This is a genomic window from Amycolatopsis sp. NPDC104587, assembly GCF_055583645.1.
On record NZ_JBVJNO010000005.1, the window covers coordinates 138880 to 156329 of the forward strand.

A 17450-nucleotide genomic window follows, 5' to 3' on the forward strand; every position below is an offset into this window, starting at 1 on the left:
GCTACCGCCGGGCCCCGTTCTTCCCGATAGAGTCCGGCGGCGGCGCGCTCGTTCCCGCCCTCGAACCCACGACCCCAGAGAGGACGACCATGAGCACCACCGCGACGACCCACGGTGCGCGCGACCACGCCCGCGCCCAGGCCGGCACCGTGGTCGACACGATGCCGTCGATCCCCGCGAGCACGTGGTCGTCACCGCCGGCCGGGGTGGCGCCCGAAGCGCTGACCTGGGCCGAGACCGTGGCCGGCGGCGGGTACACGCACAAGGTGCTGGCCCGCGGCACCCGGCTGCGGCTGGTCGACGTCGACGGCGACGCCTGCGCGCACCTGCTGCTGTTCAACGCCGACCAGCCGTGGGAGCGGCTGAACGTCGCCGACACGGTGAAGGTCCAGTGGAACGCCTACCTGGGTTCGCAGGTGGCGCTGCTGTCGGACCAGGGCCGGGTGCTCGCCACGATCGTCGAAGACGAGAGCGGGCACCACGACGCACTGTGCGGGACGTCCACTGTGGACGGCAACACCGAGCGGTACGGCGACGGCGCCCCGCAGGGCTCCTCCCCCGCCGGGCTGCCGCTGTTCACGCTGGCCGCGGCGAAGCACGGCCTCGGCCCGCGGGACCTGCCCCCGAGCCTCTCCTTCTTCCAGGGCGTGCGGGTCGAGCCGGACGGCGGCCTGGAGTTCACCGGGAACGCCGGGGCGGGCAGCGCGGTCGACCTGCGGATCGAGCTGCCCTCGATCGTGCTGGTCGCCAACGTGCCGCACCCGGTCGACCCGCGGCCGGACTACACCGTGACGAACCTCGAAGTGCTCGCCTGGCGGGACGCACCGACCACTCCGGACAGTCTGGAGTGGACGTACACCCCGGAGACCCAGCGCGCCTTCGAGAACACCGCCGACTACCTGACCGCCCGGGGGATCGCATGAGCGCGGCGTACGAGTCCGAACTGGAGCTGACCTTCGACGTCCCGGCGCGGGCGCCGTTCTCGACGGTGCTGCGCCGGGGACAGGAGCTGACCATCGTGGACCTCGGCGGCAACCAGGCCGTCGACTTCCTGTGCTACGACGCGAACGACACGGCCCAGCGCTACAGCGCGGCCGCGACGATCGCCGCGCAGCGCAACATCTTCCTGACCACGGGCAGCGTCCTGCGCACCCAGCAGGGCGCGCCGCTGCTGACCGTCGTCGCCGACACCTGCGGGCGCCACGACACGCTCGGCGGCGCGTGCAGCAAGGAGTCCAACAGCCTGCGCTACGGCCAGCACACCCGGTTCCAGCACGCCTGCGTCGAGAACTTCCTCCTCGAGGGCGCGAAGTGGGGGCTGGGCAAGCGTGACCTGGTCAGCAACGTCAACTGGTACATGAACGTGCCGGTCGAGGCGGACGGCACGCTCGGCATCGTCGACGGGATCTCCGCGCCGGGCCTCGAAGTCCGGCTGCGCGCCGAGACCGACGTCCTCGTGCTCGTGTCGAACTGCCCGCAGATCAACAACCCCTGCAACGGCTTCGACCCGACGCCGGTGCGGATGGTCGTGACCTCCCCCGGAGGCGGCGAGTGAGACTGCTCGTCGCCAACCGCGGGGAGATCGCCGTCCGGATCCTGCGCACCGCCCGGGAGCTGGGCTGGGAAACCGTCGCGGTGTACTCCGACGCCGACCGCCTCGCCCCACACGTGCGGCTCGCCGACCGGGCCGTCCGGCTCGGCCCGGCGCCCGCCGCGGAGAGCTACCTGCGCGCCGGCACGATCGTCCGGGCCGCGCTCGACACCAGCTGTGACGCCGTCCACCCCGGTTACGGCTTCCTGTCGGAAGACGCCGCGTTCGCGCGGGCCTGCGAGGACGCCGGGCTCGCGTTCGCCGGGCCGTCGCCCGAGCACCTGGAGGTGTTCGGCAGCAAGCACACCGCGCGCGAAGCGGCGATCGCGGCGGGTGTCCCGCTGCTCGCCGGCACCGGCCTGCTGTCCGATGTGGACGAAGCACTCGCCCGCGCGGCGGAAATCGGTTACCCGGTGATGCTCAAGGCCACCGGGGGCGGCGGCGGGATCGGGATGCGCGCGTGTGACACGCCCGAGGAGCTGCGCGCCGCTTGGGAGACCGTGCAGAGCATCGCCGCCAAGAGCTTCGCGAACTCCGGGGTGTTCCTCGAACGGCTCGTGCGGAACGCGCGGCACGTCGAGGTCCAGGTGTTCGGCGACGGCTTCGGCGAGGTCCTGGAGCTGGGCACGCGCGACTGCTCATTGCAGCGGCGCAACCAGAAGGTCGTCGAGGAGTGTCCCGCGCCGGACCTGCCCGACCCCGTCCGGCGGCAGCTCGTCGCCTCCGCCGTCGCGCTGTGCTCGTCGGTGCGCTACCGCTCGGCGGGCACGGTCGAGTACGTCTACGACGCCGAACGCGGCGAGGCGGCGTTCCTCGAGGTCAACACCCGGCTGCAGGTCGAACACCCGGTGACCGAGGCGGTGTACGGCGTCGACCTGGTCGCCTGGATGCTGCGGCTGGCGCAGGGTGACCGCGCGATGTTCCGCGCGGTGCCGGTCGCGCGCGGGCACGCGATCGAGGCACGGGTGTACGCCGAGGACCCGAGTGCCGGCCACCGGCCGAGCGCGGGCCTCGTCACCCGCGTCACGCTCCCCGAGGGCGCCCGCGTGGACACCTGGGTCGAGCCCGGCACCACCGTCACCACGCACTACGACCCGTTGCTGGCCAAGGTGATCTGCACCGGCGCTGACCGCGCCGAAGCCGTGGCGAACCTGCGGGAAGCGCTGGCCGGGACCCGGGTCGACGGCGTGCGGACCAACCTCGGGCAGCTGCGGTCCGCGGCCGGGGACCCGGCGTTCACCGCCGCGACCCACAGCACGTCCACTTTGGACACCGTCGAGGACGGCGAGCCGAGGATCGACGTGGTGCGCGGCGGGACGATGACCACCGTGCAGGACTGGCCGGGCCGCACCGGGTTCTGGCACGTCGGGGTGCCGCCGAGCGGGCCGATGGACGACCGGTCGCTGCGCCTGGGCAACCTCGCGCTGGGCAACCCCGAGGGCGCGCCCGGCCTGGAGTGCACTGTGGACGGCGTGACGCTGCGGTTCTCCCACCCCACCGAGGTGTGTGTCACCGGCGCGCCGGCGACCGTGCTCGTCGACGGCGCCGAGCGTCCCCTGTGGACCCCGCTCGAGGTGCCCGCGGGCGCCACGCTCGACGTCCGGGCCTGCACGGCCGGGTTGCGCAGCTACGTGCTGGTGCGCGGCGGCATCACCGTGCCGGAGTTCCTCGGCAGCGCGGCGACGTTCACCCTGGGCCGCTTCGGCGGGCACGGTGGCCGCGCGCTGGCGGCGGGTGACGTCCTGCACCCGGGCCCGGTGCCCGCGGACCCCGTCGTGGGCCCGGTGACCGACCGTCCGGAGTTCGCGACCCAGTGGACGGTCGGTGCGCTCGAAGGACCGCACGCGGCCCCGGAGTTCTTCACCCCGGAGGACGTCGAGACGTTCTACGCGACCGACTGGCAGGTGCACTTCAACTCCGCGCGCACCGGCGTCCGGCTCGTCGGGCCGCGGCCGAAGTGGGCCCGCGCGGACGGCGGCGAGGCCGGCCTGCACCCGTCGAACATCCACGACACGCCGTACGCGATCGGCGCCGTCGACTACACCGGCGACCTGCCGATCCTGCTCGGCCCGGACGGACCCAGCCTCGGCGGGTTCGTCTGCCCGGCGACGGTCGCCACCGGCGAGCGCTGGAAGCTCGGGCAGCTGCGGCCGGGGGACACCGTGCGGTTCGTGCCGATCGGCACCGACCACGCGGCGGCCCTGCGGACGCGGCCCGCGTCGGCGGTCGAGCCGAGCCGGCCCGCCCGCGCCGACGACGGTGTCCTTTCGCGACTGTCCGCTTCGGACGCCGAGCCGTCGGTGACCTACCGCCGCAGCGGGGACGACAACCTGCTCGTCGAGTACGGCGAGATGAAGCTCGACCTGGCGCTGCGGATGCGCGTCCACGCGCTCGCCGAACGGCTGGCGGCCGAGGGTGTGCCCGGGATCGTCGACCTGACCCCGGGCATCCGCTCGCTGCAGGTGCACGTCGACCCCGACGCGCTGCCGGTCGGCAAGGCCCTCGGCCTGGTGCGGGAGCTGGAGCGGGACCTGCCGCCGACGCACGACCTCGTCGTGCCGAGCCGCAGTGTGCGGTTGCCGCTGTCGTGGGACGACCCGGCGACCCGCGAGGCGATCGAGCGGTACATGACCGGCGTGCGCGACGACGCGCCGTGGTGCCCGTGGAACATCGAGTTCATCCGCCGGGTCAACGGCCTGTCCACTGTGGACGACGTCTACCGGACGGTGTTCGACGCCGAGTACCTGGTCCTGGGCCTCGGCGACGTCTACCTGGGAGCGCCGGTCGCGACCCCGCTGGACCCGCGGCACCGGCTGGTGACGACGAAGTACAACCCGGCCCGGACCTGGACCGCCGAGAACTCCGTCGGCATCGGCGGCGCCTACCTCTGCGTCTACGGCATGGAAGGCCCGGGCGGGTACCAGTTCGTCGGGCGGACCGTGCAGGTGTGGAACAGCTGGCGCGGCGGGAGCCGGCCGTGGCTGCTGCGGTTCTTCGACCGGATCTCCTGGTACCCGGTCTCGGCCGGCGAGCTCCTCGACCTGCGCGCGCGGAGCTCGTCCGGGCAGCTCGACCTGGACGTCAGTGAAGGCACCTTCGTGCTGGCGGACTACCAGAAGTTCCTGGCGGACAACGCCGACAGCATCGCCGGGTTCCGGGCGACGCAGTCCGCGGCGTTCGAGGCCGAGCGGCGGGCGTGGGCCGCGGCGGGTGAGTTCGACCCGAAACCGGAGCCGGTCACGCGGCCGCCGAAGCGGGTCGAGGCGCCCCCGGGCGGGCACGTCGTCGAGGCGCCGTTCGCGGCGACGGTGTGGCGGGTCGACGTCACGGCGGGCGAGCGGGTCGAGGACGCGCAGTCGCTGGTCACGCTGGAAGCGATGAAAACGGAGGCGCGGATCCCCGCGCCGGCGAGCGGTGAGGTGGTCGAGGTGCTCGTGTCCCCCGGTGACCAGGTCGCGCCCGGCACCCCGCTGGTGGTGCTGGCATGAGCTTGCTCGAACGGGTGAAGGCCGCCTACCGGCGGATCGAGCAGGTCGACCGGCCGGAGATCTGGATCGACCTGCGACCGGAAGCCGAGGTCCTGGCCGAAGCGGCTGAACTGGAAGAACGGGGGCTGCCGCTCTACGGCAAGCTCGTGGCGGTCAAGGGCAACATCGACGTCGCCGGCCTGCCGACCACGGCCGGATGCCCGGCGTATGCCTACCGGCCGGAGGCCGACGCGCCGGTGGTCGCGCGGCTGCGGGCGGCCGGGGCGCTCGTCCTCGGCACGACCAACCTCGACCAGTTCGCGACCGGGCTGGTCGGCACGCGCAGCCCGTACGGCGCGGTGCGCAACGCCGTCGACCCGGCGTACGTCTCGGGCGGGTCCAGCTCCGGCTCGGCCGTCGCGGTCGCGCTGGGCATCGCGGACCTGGCGCTGGGCACCGACACCGCGGGCTCGGGACGGGTGCCGGCGGCCTTCAACGGGATCGTCGGCCTCAAGCCGACCCCGGGGCTGCTGCCGACCGGCGGCGTGGTCCCGGCCTGCCGGAGCATCGACTGCGTGACGCTGTTCGCGCGGACGGTCGAGGAAGCGGCGTTCGCGCTGACGTGCCTGGCCGAGCCTGCGCAGGTCCACACGGGACAGTTCCGGCTCGGTATCCCTTCGGACCTCGGCCCTTTGGCCGACGGCTGGGCGGAGGCGTTCGAGGCGACCGTCGCGGGCTACGCGGCCGCGGGCGCCGAAGTGACCACTGTGGACATGTCGCCTTTTCTCGACGCGGCCCAGCTGCTCTACGGCGGCGCGTTCGTCGCCGAGCGGTACACCGCGGTCGGCGAGTTCCTCGACTCGCATCCCGGCGACGTCGACCCGGTGGTGCACGGCATCATCACCGCGGCCCGCGACATCCCCGCCCACCGGCTGTTCGCCGACCGGGAGACCCTGGCCGCCCTGCGGACGCAAGCGCTTGCGGCGCTGGCCGGCGTCGACGCTCTCCTGATGCCGACGACCACCGAGCACCCCACGATCGCCGCGGTGGCGGCGGACCCGGTCGCGGTGAACGCGCGGCTGGGCCGGTTCACCAACTCCACCAACCTGTTCGGCCTGTCGGCCCTGGCGGTCCCGGCGGGGACGGTGGCCGGACGCCCGTTCGGCGTGATGCTCGTCGGCGCGCCCCACGACGACCTCAAGCTGGCCGCGCTCGCGACCCTGCGCGCCGAGCGGATCCCGATCGTGGCGGTCGGCGCGCACCTGCGCGGCCAGCCGCTCAACCACGAGCTGACTTCACGCGGCGGCCGGTTCGTGTCCGAAGTGGACACGGCGGCGGTCTATCGGCTGTACGCATTGGACACTGTGCCGCCGAAGCCGGGCTTGGTGCGCGTCGCGGACGGCGGCGTGTCGGTGACGGCCGAGGTGTGGGAGCTGCCGGCCAAGGGTTTCGGCGAGTTCGTCGCGCGGATCCCGGCGCCGCTGGCGATCGGCAAGGTGGAGCTGGCCGACGGCAGGCAGGTGCCCGGCTTCCTCTGCGAACCGGCGGCGACCGAGCAGGCGAAGGACATCTCCGGCTTCGGCGGCTGGCTGGGTTATCTCGGCTCGCGGTAATTCGGATGCGCGCCCGCGGATACTGAAGGCGTGAAAGTTCTCCAGTGCGGCCATCTCGCTCCGGCCGCCGGGGCGCGCGTCTGCGTCCACCTCACCACCGATGACGGACCGGCCTGCTTCCGCGTGCTCACCGGCGTCGCGACCCATTTCGACCTGCTGTGCGCGGCCTGCGCCGACGCTGAGCCAGCCGATCTGCGAGAGGCCTGCGTCGGCTGCTTCGACCGGGCTGACGGACTGGCCCACCTCGGCTGGCGCGGCACTCCCGAGGTCCGCCTGCGGGACCGGGACCTCCCCGGCGGCTGGACGAGCAGGCCGTGCCCGGTGGCCCCGCTGAACGACCGGTGCCTGGTCCCCGTGCCCGGCGGCTGGCTCGCGCTCACCGACGCGGGTTTCGTCCGGATCGACGACGAGGACCAGTGGCTCCTCGGGCCGGTCGAGCAGACGGAGGAACCCGACGTCGAACGGCTCGACCGCCCGGACCGGCCCCGGGGCCCCGCGCTGCACGCCTCTCCCGACGGCCGGTTCGCGGCCGTCGTCTCGGACTACGGGCAGTACGGGACCGTCGTGGACCTGGCCGAGTGGGTCACCGTCCTCGACCTCGACCGGGACTGGAGCGACAACGAGTGGACGCGCTACCCGTTCGCGTTCCTCGACGGCGGCGAGTTCGTCGCGGCCACCGACGTCGACCGGCTCGACGTCTTCGAAGCGGCCACCGGGCGCCTGCTCACCACCCACGCGACGAGTGATTCCGGCTATTTCTTCGGCGCGGTGCTGCCGAGCCCCTCCGGCCGATCGCTGCTCGTCGACGGCTGGGTCTGGCACCCGGTGGGGATCCCGCTCGTCATCGACCGCGCGGCGTGGCTCGCGGGCGACCGGGACCCGGCCCAGCTGGCCGACCGCGGCTGGGTCTGGGACGAGCCGATGGCCTGGCTGGACGAGGAAACCGTCGCGTTGCAGGGCATCGGCAGCGACCGGCCGCCGATCGACGGCGTCGAGCTCTACCACGTCCCGACCGGCCGCCGGACCGGGATGGTCACCGGGCCGAAGGGCCCGATGTGGGCTCACGGCGGGCACCTCTACGTCCGGGCCGAGGCCGGGCTGGAGGTCTGGGACCCGGCCGAAGGCGCCCGGATCGGGCTGCTGCCCGGGTTCGCCCCCATCGCACACCACGACGGCACGTTCGCCGAGCTGCGTAACGATCAGCTGAGGATTTGGGTGACGGGTCTCCAACCTGGGCACTAACCCGCCGATGACCTTGGTGAGGACTCTCCCCGGAGGCGGCCATGACCACGGCGACCCGAGCCCCGCTCGTCCACTCCTACCTCTACCTGCGGCGCGCGATCGGGCTGATCGGGCTGGCGCTGCCGGTCGTGATCGTCGTCGGCAAGCAGGTCGTGCAGGGCGGCGACCTGATCGGCTCGCTCAGCGGCTACTACTACACCGACCTGCGCGACGTCTTCGTCGGCGCGATGTGCGCCACCGGTGTCTTCCTCCTCGCCTACTACGGCCACGACCACGTCGACAACGTCGCCAGCACCGTCGCCGGGCTCGGCGCGATCGGGCTCGCGCTGTTCCCGACCACCCCGGACCACGACGTGACGCCGTGGCAGCACACCTCCGGTGTCCTGCACTACGTGTTCGCCGCGGTGTTCTTCCTGAGCCTGGCCTACTTCTGCCTGCGCCTGTTCCCGCACGACGGCGAGCAGCCCCCGGGCACCGGGGTCGTCTACCGCGTCTGCGGCGTGGTGATCCTGGCCTGCCTGGTGCTGATCGCGGTGGCGAACTTCCTGAGCCTGGTCCCGGACCTGCACCCGGCGCTCTGGCTGGAGTGCGTCGCGGTGTGGGCGTTCGGTACCGCGTGGATGGTGAAGGGCCAGACGCTCAAGCCGCGACGGCACCCCGTGAGTGTGCCTTAGCCCACTCGACCGGGCCACACCACTGGTTACCCACGGGTAACAAGGGCTACCCTGCGGCTAACAAACGTCTACTTCATGGAGCATTCGTGGCCGCACCAGCAACGCCGCTCGCGCCGACCGCGCGGGGCGTGCGCACCGTCGCCTTCGTCGAGGGGGTACGGACCCCCTTCGGCAAGGCCGGCGACAAGGGCATCTACGCCGGGACCCGCGCCGACGACCTCGTCGTCAACGCCATCCGTGAGCTGCTGCGGCGGCACCCGGAGCTGCCGCCCGAGCGCGTCGACGAGGTGGCCATCGCCGCCACCACCCAGATCGGCGACCAGGGCCTGACCATCGGCCGCACCGCCGCGCTGCTCGCCGGCCTGCCGAAGTCGGTCCCCGGCTTCGCCATCGACCGGATGTGCGCCGGCGCGATGACCGCCGTCACCACCGCCGCGTCCGGCATCGGCTTCGGCGCCTACGACATCGCCATCGCCGGCGGCGTCGAGCACATGGGCCGCCACCCGATGGGCGAAGGCGTCGACCCGAACCCGCGGATCATCGCCGACAAGCTCGTCGACCCGACCGCGCTCGTCATGGGCCAGACCGCCGAGAACCTGCACGACCGCTTCCCCGCGATCACCAAGCAGCGCACCGACGCCTACGCCGCGCGCAGCCAGGAGCGCTACGCCGAAGCCGTCAAGACCGGCAAGATCGGCCCCGAGCTGGTCCCGGTCGCCACCCGGTCGAAGGAGCTGGGCTGGGGTCTGGCCACCGAGGACGAGCCGCCGCGCCCCGGCACCACGCTGGAGACGCTGGCCGGGCTGAAGACGCCGTTCCGCCCGCACGGCCGGATCACCGCGGGCAACGCGGCCGGCCTCAACGACGGCGCGACCGCGTCGCTGCTGGCCGACGAGGACACCGCCCGCGAGCTGGGCCTGCCGGTCGCGATGCGGCTGGTCGGCTACTCCTTCGCCGGCGTCGAGCCGGAGGTCATGGGCATCGGCCCGGTGCCGGCCACCGAGAAGCTGTTCAAGCGCACCGGCCTGTCCATCGACGACATCGGCCTGTTCGAGATCAACGAAGCCTTCGCCGTGCAGGTGCTGGCCTTCCTCGACCACTTCGGCATCGACGACGAAGACCCGCGCGTCAACCAGTGGGGCGGCGCCATCGCGTGCGGCCACCCGCTTGCGTCGTCCGGCGTCCGCCTCATGACGCAGCTGGCGCGCCAGTTCGCCGAGCGGCCCGACGTCCGGTACGGCATGACGACGATGTGCATCGGCATCGGCATGGGCGGCACCGTGATCTGGGAGAACCCGGCGTTCGAGGGGGCGAAGTAATGACGTTCACCGCTGAAGAAGCGAAGGCCGCGTTCCCGGACGAGGTCGTCACTGTTGCGACGACCCGGCTCGTGAAGGTGCCCGGGCTCGAGAAGCCCGTCGCACTGATCACCCTCGACAACGGCCACGACCACACCCGGCCGAACACCTTCGGCCCGCAGGGTCTCGTCTCCCTGAACACCGCGCTGGACAAGGCCTTCGAGGCCGAGCCGGCCGCGATCGCCGTCACCGGCAAGCCGTTCATCTTCGCCGTCGGCGCGGACCTCTCGGGTGTCGAGTCCGTGAGCGACCCGAAGCTGGCGCGCGAGATCGCCCAGACCGGGCACGACGTGTTCCGCCGTCTCACCGAGACGAAGATCCCGACGTTCGGGTTCATCAACGGCGCGGTCATGGGCGGCGGGCTCGAGCTGGCCCTGTCCTGCCACTACCGGACGCTCTCGGAGAACACCGCCGCGATCGCGTTCCCCGAGGTCTTCCTCGGCCTGTTCCCGGGCTGGGGCGGCACGCAGCTGCTGCCGAACCTCATCGGCCCGGACGCCGCCGTCACCGTGATCATCGAGAACGCGCTGGCGCAGAACAAGATGCTCAACGTCAAGAAGACGGCGGAGCTGGGCATCGTCGACGCGGTCTTCGGCAGCGCCGACTACCTCGAGCAGTCGCTGCTGTGGCTGGCTCGCGTGGTGAACGGCGAGGTCACCCCGGAGCGTCGCGAGATCAACCGCGACTCCGAGTGGGACGCCGCGATCGCGCGCGCCAAGTCCCTTGTGGACGGACGCACGCACGGCGCTTCGCCGGGCGCGACCAAGGCCGTCGAGCTGCTGGACCTGGCCCGCGAGAACGACCTCGACCGCGGCTACGCGGCCGAGACCGACGGCCTCGCCGAGCTGCTCATGTCCGACGTCCTGCGCGCCGGGCTGTACTCGTTCAACCTGGTCAACAAGCGCGCCAAGCGCCCGGCCGGCGCGCCGGACAAGAACCTGGCCCGCAAGGTGAACAAGGTCGGCATCGTCGGCGCCGGCCTGATGGCCAGCCAGCTCGCGCTGCTGTTCGTGCGCCGCCTCAAGGTGCCGGTCGTGCTGACCGACGTCGACCAGGCACGCGTCGACAAGGGTGTCGGGTACGTCCACGACGAGATCGACAAGCTCCTGGCCAAGAAGCGCGTCTCCCCGGACGGCGCCAACCGGCTCAAGGCACTCGTCTCCGGTTCGCTCGACAAGGCCGCGTTCTCCGACGCCGACTTCGTCATCGAGGCGGTGTTCGAGGAGCTGGGCGTCAAGCAGCAGGTGTTCGCCGAGCTGGAGCAGCACGTCTCCCCCGAGGCGATCCTCGCGACCAACACCTCGTCGCTGTCGATCACCGCGATGGCGTCGAAGCTGCAGCACCCCGAGCGCGTGGTCGGCTTCCACTTCTTCAACCCGGTGGCCGTGCTGCCGCTGCTGGAGATCGTGCGCGGCGAGAAGACCGACGACGCGTCGCTCGCGACGGCGTTCTCGGTCGGCAAGCAGCTGAAGAAGTCCAGCGTGCTGGTGAAGGACGCGTCGGCGTTCGTCGTCAACCGGCTCCTGCTGCGCTTCCTCGGCGAGGTGCTGGTCACCGTCGACGAGGGCACGCCGTTCGACGTCGCCGACTCCGCACTCGAGCCGCTCGGCCTGCCGATGACCCCGCTGACGCTGATGCAGCTCGTCGGCCCGGCCATCGCGCTGCACGTCGGCGAGACGCTGCACGAGGCGTTCCCGGACCGCTTCACCGTGTCCGACAACCTCGCGAAGTTCGTCAAGGCGGGCAAAAAGGGCGTCTGGGTCTGGGACGCCCAGGGCACCCAGTCCGCCGACCCCGAGGTCGTCGAGCTGTGGACCCAGGGTGACAAGCCGTCCACTTCGGAGCAGGTCCGTGAGCGCGCGCTCGCGGCGATCGCCGAGGAGATCCGGATCATGCTCGACGAGGGTGTGGTCGCCGAGGCGCAGGACATCGACCTGTGCCTGATCCTGGGTGCGGGCTGGCCGTTCTGGAACGGCGGCATCACGCCGTACCTGGACCGCTCGGGCGTGTCCGAGCGCGTGAACGGCAAGCCGTTCCTCGCCCCGGGCGTGGCTTCGGTCCCGGCTTCCTAGTATTCGCCCTCACGCGGGCACTTCGGCGGCGGCGCGGTGACTTTCAGCTGCGCCGCCGTCGCGTCCGTGTCGATGACCGTGACGCGCTCGGCGGTCCGGAAGCGGGCGTGCAGTTCCTGCGCCCAGGCCTTCAGATCGGTGCCCGGGACGGCGAGCAGGGAGATCGACGGCGGGTCCACGAACACCCGCCGCGCCTTGGGGTCGTCGTGGAAGGCGGGCACAGCCGCCGCCATCTCGGCGTCCGTGGAAAAAACCACGACGACCGCCGCGCACAGCGTGTGCCCCGCCAGCGGAGCCGGGCTCGTGTCCACCGGCAGGTCCGGCGGGCGCTTCAGGGCCGCGACGCCGAAAGCCAGCCCCACCCCGGCTGCCAGCGCCAGCGCGAAGACCGGGACGACGACTCGGACCAGCGGTTTTTCCGTCACGCCGAAGATCACAGCACACGTTGGTCACCGGGACACCGCCCGTTCACCCCGGCGGCTTAGCGTCCCGCCCGTGACCACCGACAGACGCCGGTTCCTCAAGGGCGCCGGCCTCGCGGCCGCCGCCGCGGGCCTTCCCCTCCCCGCTCCCGGAAACTTCGACCTGGACCGGCTGTGCGGCCACTACCAGTGGCTGGTCGGCGACCACCACACGCACAGCCAGTACTCCTACGACGCGATGTACCGGATCGACCAGATCGCGTGCGGCGGCCGGGCGCACGGCGCCGACTGGATCGTCTTCACCGACCACGGCCACGCCGAGCACGAGAAGGTGTCGGTCGAGCCGACCGAGGCGGATTTCCTCGCCGCCCGGCGGAAGTACCCGGACCTGCTGCTGTGGCACGGCATGGAGTGGAACGTCCCGGGCGCCGAGCACGCGACGCTGTTCTTCCAGGCCGGCGCGCGGCAGGCGGCGAAGCTGCGTGAGTTCGAGCGCACCTTCGACTGGCGGCTGACGAACTCCGAGGCGTCGAGCCCGGCGAACGAGGCCCTCGCCCTGCGCGCGCTGCGGTGGCTGGCCGACGAGGAACGCGCGAAGCGGATCCACGCGCCGGTCGTACTGGTCAACCACCCGCTGCGCAACGGCCGGATCGCCCCGCACGAGCTGCGTGCCTACCGCGACGCGGCGCCGGACATCGTGATCGGCATGGAGGGCGCGCCCGGCGCGCAGGCCGACGGCTTCCCGAAGCCGGACGGCAACGGCGGCGCGCGCGGCGGTTACGTCAACAACCCGGGTCCGAACTCGTGGCCCGGTTACCCCGCCGAGGCGTACCGGACGCACGGCGGCTGGGACTGGGCGGCGGCGAAGGTCGGCGGCCTGTGGGACTCGATGCTCGCCGAGGGCAAGCCGTGGTGGATCACCACGAACTCGGACTCGCACTACAACCGCGGCGACACGCTGGTCCGGCCGTCGGTGCCGGACAACTGGTACGACACCACGGGCAAGTTCCCCGACCCGGTCGACACCGGCGTCCCGCAGCTGCTGGCGCCCTACGCCGACTTCTACCCGGGCGAGTTCAGCCGCAACCACGTCGGCGTCACGCGGCGCAGCCTCGAAGGGGTGCTGGAAGGCCTGCGGGCCGGGCGGATCTGGCTGTCCCACGGCGGTCTGGTGCAGGACCTGGCGGTCGGCGTGTCCGGCGGCGGCTCGTCGGCGACGCTGGGTGGACGGTTGCGGGTGCGGCGCGGTTCCGACGTCACGCTGGTGGTTTCGGCGCGGCTCGCGGCCCGGCCCAACGGCGGCGGCTCGGTGCCGCGGCTGGCCCGGCTGGACGTCATCGCGGGCCCGGTCACCGGCCGCGTCACCGATCCCGAGACGATGACCGCGCCCGGCACGCGGGTGGTGGAGTCGTTCGAACCGCGCTGGGCGCCGGGACGGCAGGTGGTCTTCCACCACACGTTCCGGAACGTGCGCGAGCCGTTCTACACGCGGGTCCGCGGCTCGAACGGCGACACCGAGCCGACACCGGACGTCATCGGGCAGGCGAACCCGTTCGAAGACCTGTGGCTGTACGCGAACCCGATCTTCGTGGACGTGCGTTAGCGCACCGGCAGGTGGACGGTCACCCCGAGACCGCCGCCCACGATCGGCTCCGCCGTCACGGTGCCGCCGTGAGCCTGGACCGCCGCGCGGACGATCGACAGCCCCAACCCGGCGCCGTGGCGGGCCGTGCGGGCCGTGCCCGCGCGGCGGAACGGCTCGAACAGCTCCGCCACGCCCGCCGGGTCGACCAGCCCGCCCGAGGACCGGACCCGCAGCATCGACCACTGCGGGCCGGCCTGGGTGGTGACGTCCAGCCAGCCGCCTTCGACGTTGTGGCGCACCGCGTTCTCCAGCAGGTTGCCCGCGATCCGTTCCAGCAGCGCGGGATCACCGAACGCGGGGGCGGGCGCCACGGCGAACTTCGCCTGGATGCCGCGGTGCCCGGCCTCGGCGCGGACGGCCCGCCAGGCGCGGTCGACCACCGCCGCGAGGTCGACCGGCTCGCGCACCCCGAGGCCGGCGCCGTCGGTGCGGGCCAGCAGCAGCAGCGAGTTGACCAGCTGCCCGGCGCGCTCGGTGGCGTCCCGGACCACGCCGCCCATCCGCCGCAGCTCGGCCTCGTCGGCCTCGTCGTCGGCGAGGGTGACGTCGAGCTCGGTGCGGATCACCGACAACGGCGTCCGCAGCTCGTGGCTCGCGTTCGCGACGAAGTGGCGTTGCGCGTCGAACGCGGCCTGGAGCCGGTCGAGCATGTCGTCGAACGTGCCGGCCAGCTCGGCGAGCTCGTCACGGGAGCGGACCCCGCCGATCCGCTCCCCCATCGACTCGACCGAGAGCCGCCGGGCCGTGCCGGTGATCTCGCGCAGCGGCAGCAGCACGCGCGAGGTGAACGTCCAGGCGAGGATCGCCGCGGCCGCCACCACCAGCAGGAACGCGATCGAGCCGAAGAGCAGCATCCGGTTGCGGGCGTGCACACGCAGGTGTTCGGCGAGCGTGGACGCGTCGACCTGGACGCCGTCGACGACCACCGTGCTGCCCGGCGGCATCTGCGGGACGGCGTCGAGCGAGTCCCGCACCAGCGTCCAGGCCAGCCAGAGCAGCAGCAGGCTGACGGCGGCGACCAGCACGGTCGCCAGCAGGGTGATCCGGGCGCGGAGGCTGCGGGTGCCCGGCAGGTTCACGCGCGCTGCGGCGCGCCGGGCTCCGGCACCCGGTACCCGGAGCCGACCACGGTCTCGATGATCCCCGGCTCGCCGAGCTTCTTGCGCAGCGTCATGACGGTGACCCGGACGGTCGTGGTGAACGGGTCGGCGTTCTCGTCCCACACCCGCTCGAGCAGCTCCTCGCTGCTGACCACCGAACCGGCGGCCGAGAGCAGCACCTCGAGCACGCCGAACTCCTTGCGCGTCAGCTCGACCGGCCCGCTCGCGCGGCGCACGGTGCGCTTCGCCGGGTCGAGCTCGACGTCCCCGGCCGTCAGCAGCGGCGGCGCGGCCGGCGTGGCCCGCCGGCCCAGCGCCCGCACCCGCGCGACCAGCTCGGGAAAGGCGAACGGCTTCGCGAGGTAGTCGTCGGCGCCGAGCGACAGCCCCTCGACCCGGTCGGAGACCGAGCTGCTGGCGGTCAGCATCAGCACCCGGGTCAGCTCCCCGGACGCGACGATCTCCCGGCACAGCTCGTCCCCGGACATCCCGGGCAGGTCCCGGTCCAGCAACACGACGTCGTACCGCGTGACAGCCGCCTTCTCGTGGCCGTCGTCCCCGGTGAGCGCGACGTCCACCGCCATACCTTCGCGGCGCAGGCCACGGGCGATCGCGTCGGCCAGGGGTTCTTCGTCCTCGACTACCAAAACTCGCACCGCACCACAATCCCATATTTTCCTGAGAGTGCCCTTTAAGGACTGAGGCTTGTTCCGGTCAGGCCCACCGCAGCGCGAACCACAGCCGCATCCGGACCTCCGGGTCCGCCAGATCCACCCCCAGCGCCCGTTCCACCTGCGCGATCCGGTGCCGGACGCTGTTGCGGTGCACGCCCAGCTCGATCGCCGCCGGTTCCCAGCCGCCGTGGTGGGCCAGCCACGTCCGCAGCGTGCGGACCAGCTCGCGGTCGCCCGCGCGGTCCAGCGCCACCAGCGGTTCCAGCGCCTTCGCCGCGAACTCGCGGGAGGCGCCCGGGGGCACCACCGCGTCGAAGTCCAGGGCCCCGCCGCCGGCGAGCACCGGGCGGCCCAGCACCCGGGCCCGCGAAAGCAGCAGCTCCACCTCGGCCAGACCGTCGGCCAGCCGCTCGGCCTCGACCGGCGACCCCACCGCCGTCAGCCAGCCGGCCGCGCGCAGGTCCTCCAGCAGCTCGGGGGACGGCGGCGCCCCCGCGATCGCGACGAACGACGGCCCCGGGCGGACGTCCACCAGCGGCGTGTCGAGGCGGGCGCGCAGCCAGTCCGGGCGTTGGGCCACCTCGCCGGGACCACGGCGGTGCGGCGTCCCGGCGACCAGCCGGCCGACCCCCGAGCCGAGCAGGGCCCGGGCCACCCCGCGGGCCGACGTCCGGCCGAGGAGCAGGCCGGTCGCCGCCGCGCCGAGCTCGGCCGTGTCCGAGCCCGCGCGGCCGACCAGGCCGAGCAGGGCCGCGCCGACCGCGAGGATCGCCCGGTCGGCGCCGTCGAACCGCCGGGCGCGGCCGACCACGACCAAGTGGGACGCCGTCGCCTGCGGATACACCGGCTGCACGACGACGAACCCGCCGTCGACCTCGGTGGTCGCGCTCCGGATCCCGCTGCCCGCGCGCACGGTCGCCACCAGCTCCCGCACCTCGGGCGGCAACGGCGACGGCGCGTCGTGCGCCGACGCCAGCACGTCCCCGGCGCCGACGAGCGCGACCCACGACCGCAGCTGGTCCGCCAGTGACGAGGTCAGCGAACCCAGCCCACCACCGGCGGCGCGGGTCAGCGCCTCGCGCGCCGCGGTGATCCGCCGCTGCTCTCGCTGCCCCGCCTCGGTCAGCGCGACCGACACCGCCCGGTTGACGGCGAGGAACGGCGTCCGCGACGGCACCACCAGCAGCGGCAGCCCGTGCCGCACGCACGCCTCGCGCAGGCCTTCCGGCAGTGTCTCGAACACCGTCGGGGTGAGGCCGAACCCCAGCGCCGTCACCCCGGCGTCCCGCAGGCCGCGGACGTAGGTGTCGACCTCGGCCGGAAGGTTCACCCCGGCGGTGAGGATCAGCTCGGCGCCGACCAGGTACGGCGCGGGGTCGCGCAGCTCGCTGACGTGCGCCCAGCGCACCGGCGCGTCCAGCGCGCCCGGCCGCAGGGTTTCGCGGACGACGTCCAGCGCCAGCTCCCGGTTGCCGACGACGGCCCGTAACGGGACAGTCACCTCACTGGCCGGTGGATCCAAGGTCTGGGTCATTTCATCCTCGCGAGCCTTGACAATGGGATGCATTGTCCCATCCACACCGGCCCGCGCG

At 72.9% G+C, this 17450-nt stretch carries 13 protein-coding genes; 9 read left to right on the plus strand and 4 right to left on the minus strand.

From position 1 onward, the window contains the following. Nucleotides 1–89: 89 nt before the first annotated feature. From ACZ61C_RS16150 to ACZ61C_RS16185, 8 genes are all read left to right on the plus strand, one after another. Nucleotides 90–923: an urea amidolyase associated protein UAAP1 gene (locus ACZ61C_RS16150; protein WP_465307315.1), complete on the plus strand. Its 834-nt coding sequence runs from the start codon at nt 90–92 to the stop codon at nt 921–923. Continuing rightward, nucleotides 920–1555, plus strand: a complete 636-nt coding sequence (locus ACZ61C_RS16155; RefSeq protein ID WP_465307317.1) for an urea amidolyase associated protein UAAP2 — start codon at nt 920–922, stop codon at nt 1553–1555. The genes ACZ61C_RS16150 and ACZ61C_RS16155 overlap by 4 nt, the downstream gene beginning before the upstream one ends. After that, a complete protein-coding gene (gene uca, locus ACZ61C_RS16160; protein ID WP_465307319.1) occupies nt 1552–5079 on the plus strand; it encodes an urea carboxylase in 3528 nt (1175 codons plus the stop codon). Before ACZ61C_RS16155 ends, uca begins: the two co-directional genes overlap by 4 nt. Continuing rightward, nucleotides 5076–6671, plus strand: coding sequence for an allophanate hydrolase (locus tag ACZ61C_RS16165; RefSeq protein WP_465307321.1), 1596 nt, complete (start codon nt 5076–5078; stop codon nt 6669–6671). The genes uca and ACZ61C_RS16165 overlap by 4 nt, the downstream gene beginning before the upstream one ends. A 30-nt stretch (nt 6672–6701) precedes the next feature. Then, entirely contained in the window at nt 6702–7913 is a 1212-nt protein-coding gene (locus ACZ61C_RS16170) for a hypothetical protein (RefSeq protein ID WP_465307323.1), read from the plus strand. A 41-nt stretch (nt 7914–7954) separates the two neighbouring features. Beyond that, nucleotides 7955–8587 carry a DUF998 domain-containing protein gene (locus ACZ61C_RS16175; protein ID WP_465307325.1) on the plus strand — a complete coding sequence of 211 codons (633 nt, stop codon included), beginning with the start codon at nt 7955–7957 and terminating at the stop codon, nt 8585–8587. A 128-nt stretch (nt 8588–8715) separates the two neighbouring features. Continuing rightward, the gene (locus ACZ61C_RS16180) at nt 8716–9906 is read left to right on the plus strand and encodes a thiolase family protein (RefSeq protein WP_465308242.1); all 1191 of its coding nucleotides are present in this window, start codon (nt 8716–8718) and stop codon (nt 9904–9906) included. Further along, nucleotides 9906–12017, plus strand: a complete 2112-nt coding sequence (locus ACZ61C_RS16185) for a 3-hydroxyacyl-CoA dehydrogenase NAD-binding domain-containing protein (protein ID WP_465307327.1) — start codon at nt 9906–9908, stop codon at nt 12015–12017. Before ACZ61C_RS16180 ends, ACZ61C_RS16185 begins: the two co-directional genes overlap by 1 nt. Here ACZ61C_RS16185 and ACZ61C_RS16190 read toward each other — a convergent pair. Continuing rightward, nucleotides 12014–12442 (minus strand): hypothetical protein, encoded by a 429-nt coding sequence (locus ACZ61C_RS16190; RefSeq protein WP_465307329.1) that lies wholly within the window; start codon nt 12440–12442, stop codon nt 12014–12016. The genes ACZ61C_RS16185 and ACZ61C_RS16190 overlap by 4 nt on opposite strands. A gap of 70 nt (nt 12443–12512) precedes the next feature. Between ACZ61C_RS16190 and ACZ61C_RS16195 the strand changes: the two genes are divergently transcribed. Continuing rightward, on the plus strand, nt 12513–14042 hold the full coding sequence (locus ACZ61C_RS16195; RefSeq protein WP_465307331.1) for a twin-arginine translocation signal domain-containing protein: 1530 nt from the start codon (nt 12513–12515) through the stop codon (nt 14040–14042). Here ACZ61C_RS16195 and ACZ61C_RS16200 read toward each other — a convergent pair. From ACZ61C_RS16200 to ACZ61C_RS16210, 3 genes are read right to left on the minus strand one after another with little or no spacing between them, the layout of a single operon-like run. Further along, a complete protein-coding gene (locus ACZ61C_RS16200) occupies nt 14039–15163 on the minus strand; it encodes a sensor histidine kinase (RefSeq protein ID WP_465307333.1) in 1125 nt (374 codons plus the stop codon). The two genes, ACZ61C_RS16195 and ACZ61C_RS16200, sit on opposite strands and share 4 nt — an antisense overlap. Then, nucleotides 15160–15840, minus strand: coding sequence for a response regulator transcription factor (locus ACZ61C_RS16205; protein WP_465307335.1), 681 nt, complete (start codon nt 15838–15840; stop codon nt 15160–15162). Before ACZ61C_RS16205 ends, ACZ61C_RS16200 begins: the two co-directional genes overlap by 4 nt. 58 nt (nt 15841–15898) lie before the next feature. Continuing rightward, a complete protein-coding gene (locus tag ACZ61C_RS16210; protein ID WP_465307337.1) occupies nt 15899–17359 on the minus strand; it encodes a PucR family transcriptional regulator in 1461 nt (486 codons plus the stop codon). Nucleotides 17360–17450 lie beyond the last annotated feature (91 nt).